Consider the following 6,818-nt stretch of genomic DNA (forward strand, 5'->3'; position numbering starts at 1 on the left):
CTGATAGAATTACGACAGGTTCTTCTTTTTTAACTCCTAATTTTAACAGCTTATGGGCTAATTGATTAGCTTTTTTATTTAATTCATCATAGCTTATTTTTTCATCTTCATATACTACAGCTATTTTATTAGGATATTTGTTGACTGTTTCTTCAAATATATCTTTGACATTAAGGTTTTTATTATAAGTTGTTTCGGGATTATTAAAAACTTTAGTAATTTTACTTTTCTCTTCATCTGTTATAATATCCATAGAACTTACTAATGAATCTGGATTTAAAGCAAAATGAATAACTATCTTTTTTAATTGAGAAAGGAACATATTAATATCCTTTTCTGAATAAATATTAGTATTGTAAAGTATATCCAATCTCAATGTTCCAATTTGATTTACACGCAAAGTCAATGGGTAATTAGTTTGCTCTCGGGATTTTATAATTTCAAAGGTTAGACCTTCTTGTTCTGACAATACTTCTGTATTCATTAAAAAGTTCTCAAAAGCATAAACGGAATGAATGAACTCTCCTTTAAAAGTTCTTGATTGAATATTAGCCAAAGAACAATGTTGATATTCTAAACTTTGTGTACCTTGACTTTGTATCTTATTTAATAATTCTATACAACTTATATCATCATTAATTTTAACTCTTGTGGGAATGGTATTAATAAATAATCCTACTGCTTCTTCTATTCCAGGTAACGAAATATCTCTTCCTGAAACTACTTTCCCAAAAACTACATCATTAGAGCCACTATACGTTTGTAATAAAAGACCCCAAGCTGCTTCGATCATTGTGCTTAATGTTACATTATAAAATACAAACTTTTCTTTTATAAGTTTATATTCAGATTGGGAAAAAGAAAGACTAAGTTCTGAAATCATATTATTATTTAACTTTTCATCTGAAAAGGAATCAATTTTGACATCTGTCTCATATCCATCAAGAAACTCTTCCCAATATTTATATACTTGTTCTTTATCTTGTTTTTCTAACCATTTAATGTATTCATTGTAAGAAAGTCCATAACTCTTTGAATTATTTATTGAAGTGATAATGTTTTTTTTAGACTGACCATTTTTGAGAGCAAAATAATATGATAAATAATCTTGAAAAAGTATAGATAAACACCATCCATCAATAATAATATGATGGAAACTCCATACCATAATCCATTCATTATAAGATGATTTTATTATAGCCACACGAAAATTAGAGGATTTTTCAAAATCAAATCCTCTTTCTACATCTTTCTTAAGAAATTCATCTATTTTAATTTCTTGTTCTTCTGATGAAAATACTTGAAAATCAAATTCTTTAAATTCAATTTCTTTTTCTTTAAGCACTATTTGAACAGACTTTTTAAATCTATTCAAAGGAATCAGTGTTCTTAAAACATCGTGTTTTTTTGCAAGAAGCTGTATACTTTCCTTTGCTAAATCTACAGATAAATTTCCATTTATTTTTAAAGTTGTCTGTACAACATAATTCCCAGACTTTTCATCTAAGATCTGATGGTACAACATTCCTTCTTGAAGAGGGCTTAAAGAATATATTTTTTCTATATTTTTATTCAATTGATCTTTATCCATAATTTAATTAGCCACCGCCTTATCTTCTATAATAACTCCATCACATAATCGAATTAATCGATTTCCATATAAGGTCTTACTTTCATCATGAGTAACTTGAATAATTGTAATACCATATTCTTGATTAACATTTCTAAATAATTCCATAATTCGTTCACCAGATTTACTATCCAAGTTACCTATTGGTTCATCAGCAAGTATAATGCTAGGATTAGTGATAACTGCTCGAGCTATAGCCACTCGCTGCTGTTGTCCCCCTGATAAATGAGTTGGAATATCTTTACGCTTATCGCTAAGGCCTACTATTTCTAAAATTTCATCTAATTTTTGATGGTGTTTTTTTATGCGTTGACCACTCATTGCTATAGGTAAAAGTATATTTTCTTCTACTGTTAAATTATGTACTAAATTATAAAATTGAAACACAAATCCAATATCAGATCTTTGTATTTTACTTATTTCTTTATCATTTAATTTTTGAATATCTCTATCATTTATTAAAATCTTCCCTGATGTTGGAGCATCTAGCCCCCCCATTAAATATAATAATGTGCTTTTTCCACAACCAGAAGGTCCCATAATGGATAAAAATTGACCATCTTCTACGTCTAAAGTAATATCTTTTAACACTTTTATAATATTGTTTCCAGAACCAAAATTTTTACAAAGATTCTTTACTTCAATAACCTTTTTCATTTTTAATCCTCCATAATTTCTAATTTTAGTTGCTTTAAATTTAAATACTAGATTAATAATTAAATATCTAACTTACTCATATTTTATTTCTTCAATTATATTCATTTTCGAAATTTTAAATATTGGAATTATTGCTGTTAACATAAGAACAATAAAAATTGCTCCCACAATTATAAATATATTCCCCCATTGAAAATTGAATTCTAAATAAATACCTATAGAACTCAATAGCACTCCTAATAATTTGCTCATCCAAATACTTAATGCTAAACCAGATATACATCCAATTAAAAAAGAACTTATTATTTCAAAGAATATCATTATATTTAACTGAGATTTACTCATAGATACTGAATATAAAATAGCATATTCTCTTTTCCTTTGTATAAACCCTATAACCTGATTATTTACTAATCCAATAGCTGATAAAAATAGAGAAAGTATTAAAAATATCCATACTGTGGACAATATACCACTTACCTGCTGTTCTTGACTTTCAATAAATTCAGTAAAAGTCTCCACAGTAATATTTTCTCCAGATAATTCTTTATATAAAATTTTCTTCATTTGTGTTAGTTTCTTATTCGTACTTATATATATATTACTAGGTATATCTGATACATCTTTTTTAAATTGCTCCTCAGAAAATACTACTGTATTTCTAGATGTAGTAAATATAGATGAATCTATAGTTCCAACTATATTAACATTAATTTTTTCAGAATTAAATTTATCTGATTTAATTTTCAATTGATCCCCTATCGCAAACCCATTCTTTATGGCATAGAATTCATCTATCATAACTTCACCATTTTTAAGGTCTTCTATTTTTCCCTCTTTATTTTTAATACCAAGTGTTTCATTTTTAAATCCACCTAGAATAAGATTCATTTTCTTCCCATTAACCATTAAAACATCCGTATAATTATATGAAAATTGAAGGTCCTTTACTCCCTGAACTTTCTTTAACTTTAAATAATCACTTTCCTTCTTTTCCATACCATATATCTGAATATCTAATTCAAAAGCATCTTTGGCTTTTATAAATAAATTTTCAAGGGAAGAAGATGTCATGAAAATCATTAAAATCATTGAAAGTGAAATAACTACAAGTTTAATATTAGAATTAACAATTTTACTAGTTGAAATATTTCTTGCTCCTAAAGAAGGAGCTTCTCCAAATATGATTTTATTTATTTTAGTCATAAATAAAGATAAATATTTAGTAATAAAAGGTAATATTAATATCCCTCCAGCCATAGCAGATACCAAAGACACTATTGCTAAAATTATATTATATGAATTGTTTATTCTGTATAAAACATAAGAAACCCCTTCTAACGCAAAGCCCAATGTAGTAAAAACAATAGAAACCTTTTGAACAGAACTTAATTCTTCAAATATTAAATTTTTTATAGAGTAATTCCCAATCTGATAAATTACATGTATCACACTAATCAATTGAATTATTACAGCAAATATTAATGCATATATTATGTATAGATAATTAATTGGCGCCGATATTTCTCCTAATGACACATTGGATACACCTTGTACTATAGTTCCTAATATTGTTTCTCTAAAATAAAACCCACAAACAACACCAAAAACCCCTCCCAAGAGACCATATATTAAATTCTCCAAAATAAGTATTAAATTAACTTTAATTTTACTTGCTCCTAAACTTCTAAAAGTACCTACTATGGGAGTTCTTGATAGTAAAACAACCTTAGCATTAGAAGAAATAACATAATAATTCATCAATAAAGCTAATAACAAAATTATTAATAATACTTGACTAATCATATTAATATTAGAATCCATTGTTTCTTGATCGACCAAAGTTTGTACTACAAAATCATTGTTATCTTGCTCAAGTGTTTTAATACTATTCTTTATATCAGATTTATTATTAAGATTAATCATTAATACATTACTTCTATTTTTTTGTTCTGTTATATCTTCCACTTCAGAACTAGTCATAACTATAAGATTTTCATTATCTACACCAAGAAATAATCCCGTTTCTTTACCAATAGCCCCTATTTCATATTCCCTCACTCCTATTTGAGTTTGAATTGAAATTGTATCGCCTAATTTATACCCATAATTTTCAGCTAATTGGGGACTAATCAAAATCATATTATCTTTAGTATTGCTGAAATTATCTTCTTCAGAAATTTCAAATAATCCTTCCTTCAAATAACTTTTTCTATTAACTCCATATAATTTTAGAGTCAATAAATCATTATCATCTACCACTCCAAAAGTAGTTATGGCTGATAATTTATTACTAACATCAATATTATTAGTTTTAAATTTATTTTTCTCAAAAAATTCATCTTCCGTATCCTCATGAGTAACCATAAGATCATAACCATGATATGATTCTTCATATAATGTTTTATATTGATGAATAATATCATCACGAGCCACAAAGTTTAAAAATACAATAAATGTAGAAACTGTAAGTGAAAACAAGATCAAAAACCCTCTTAACTTATTTTCCCAGATGTTTCTTATAATGTACTTCATAAAAATCCCCATGTCTTTTCCCCCTCTTATAATATATTGAAAAGCATTATTAAAGCCTTATAATTATATCTTTTATTTTAACAATTTAATTTGAAATTTCCTAATACTATAATTAAAATAAAAATAATTATCAAAAAAATTCTTTTATTCTAGCAAAATTTTAGATATATTAAACAATAATATTTTATATTATTTCACTCCATATTCAATTTTCTTAGTATTAATTTTATTTCTTAATAATGTACTATTGATTATATTAGATATATTTGTAATATTTTCATTTATAAAAAAATGGTTTCCTTCTAGATTATAAATTTTAAATCCACTGGACACATGATTTTTCCAAGATAATATATTTGCTAAACTAATGTCTTCTTGATTTCCATACAAAACTGAAATATCACATTCAATTTTGTGTTCTCTTTCTTGATAATTATAATTTTCTATAATTTTAAAATCATTTCTAATTATAGGAAGAAAAATCTCCAATAGTTCTTTATTTTCAATTAATTCTTTTGGAGTTCCACCTAATTCTATTATCCTTTTTATAAAATCATAGTCCGACAAATTATATGTATTTTCTTTTTTTCTTATAATACTTGGTGCTTCATAACCTGAAAAAAATATATGTTTAGGCTTTGGAAATTTCATTTTTTCAATTTTATAGTAAAGTTCAAAAGCTAAAAGACTTCCCATACTATGACCATATATAGCATAATCAGTATTGTTTATTTTATATTTTATATTATTAAAAATATCATCTACTGCCTCTTCTATGTTTTCATAAAATCCCTTGTCCATTTTTTTACCTCTACCTTTCAATTCTATAGGATACAATTCTATAGATTGGTGTAAACAATTTTTCCATTTATAATATATGGCCTCTGAGCCTCCTGCATAAGGTAAACAAAATAACAGCATAAAAAGTAACTCTCCTTGTTTTAGATTAACTTTAGATATTCCTTTATCAAAAGTTTTTGTTCTATTAGCTTGACTCTATCAGACATTTCTTTATTTGACGAACATATTGCTGTCTTATAATTTGAATCTAATTTCAAAAATTTAAATAAATATCTATTATTCTCATATTCTTCAATTAAATCAATATTTTTATATTTATCTATATTAATTGAAAAAGATTTTAATGATATCGATAGACCTTGTCCAACACATTTAATATAACTTTCTTTTAACGTCCATATCTCATAAAATCTAGCTAATTGAGTTTCTAAATTATTTTCAATAATATAATTAAATTCATTTATAGTAAAATAGAATTTTGCAATTTCTTTATATTTAATAGATTTAATCTCTTCAATATCAATCCCAATAGGTTTGTCATCAATTCCACATACTACAAAATCTCCAGAATGAGAAATATTAAAATGAAACTTTGGATAATTTTTAAGAAAGGGTTTGCCAAATTGATTTTCATCAAAAATTATAAAATTATTTTTAATATTTACTTTTTGAATAATCAACATTCTAATTAAAATTTCTCCAATTAATGTTCTAATTTTATCTCTTTTTCTAAGAAGTTTTTGAATCCTATTTCTTTTCTCTAAATTAATTGATAGACACAAGTTATTTATTTCTTTTTTATTCATATCTTCAATTTTGATAGCATAAACATTCATAAATCTCCCCTTAGTATATTTTTTATAATTATCTAAATTAACAATTATATTTTCAGTATATACTATATTTTCTAAAAAGAATGTCATTTTTTGTTGTCGAAAAATATTTTTTTATACTTTTATATGTTCTTATAATTAATTAAGTCATATTTTGAAAAGTAATTTTAAATTATTAATCCTATCGGATAAAAGTGGAAAATACAATTTAATAAAATATATATTTTAAAACACTTAAAATAAAAAATTCTAAAAGTGAAAATATAATAACTATATTTTTAAATATCAATATAGTAGGAGGTAAATAATTGGATTGTCAACCTTTTTCAGCACACTTTTTTCTCGGACATTAATATTCCATA

5 protein-coding genes are annotated in these 6,818 nt (G+C 24.9%); all 5 read right to left on the bottom strand.

What is annotated here, in order from left to right; all coding sequences use genetic code 11:
- Nucleotides 1-1,591: condensation domain-containing protein (locus ACTHUW_RS12185; RefSeq protein ID WP_442199670.1), on the bottom strand; the 1,591-nt coding region annotated here is incomplete at its 3' end.
- Between the two features lie 3 nt (nucleotides 1,592-1,594).
- Entirely contained in the window at nucleotides 1,595-2,287 is a 693-nt protein-coding gene (locus ACTHUW_RS12190) for an ABC transporter ATP-binding protein (protein WP_442199671.1), read from the bottom strand.
- A 72-nt stretch (nucleotides 2,288-2,359) separates the two neighbouring features.
- Nucleotides 2,360-4,822 carry an ABC transporter permease gene (locus ACTHUW_RS12195; protein ID WP_442199672.1) on the bottom strand — a complete coding sequence of 821 codons (2,463 nt, stop codon included), beginning with the start codon at nucleotides 4,820-4,822 and terminating at the stop codon, nucleotides 2,360-2,362.
- A 189-nt stretch (nucleotides 4,823-5,011) separates the two neighbouring features.
- The gene (locus ACTHUW_RS12200) at nucleotides 5,012-5,743 is read right to left on the bottom strand and encodes a thioesterase II family protein (RefSeq protein WP_442199673.1); all 732 of its coding nucleotides are present in this window, start codon (nucleotides 5,741-5,743) and stop codon (nucleotides 5,012-5,014) included.
- Nucleotides 5,744-5,763: 20 nt separating this feature from the next.
- Entirely contained in the window at nucleotides 5,764-6,459 is a 696-nt protein-coding gene (locus tag ACTHUW_RS12205) for a 4'-phosphopantetheinyl transferase family protein (RefSeq protein WP_442199674.1), read from the bottom strand.
- Between the last annotated feature and the right edge of the window lie 359 nt (nucleotides 6,460-6,818).

The sequence above is a fragment of the Senegalia sp. (in: firmicutes) genome (assembly GCF_052088025.1).
Taxonomy (GTDB): domain Bacteria; phylum Bacillota; class Clostridia; order Tissierellales; family SIT17; genus Anaeromonas.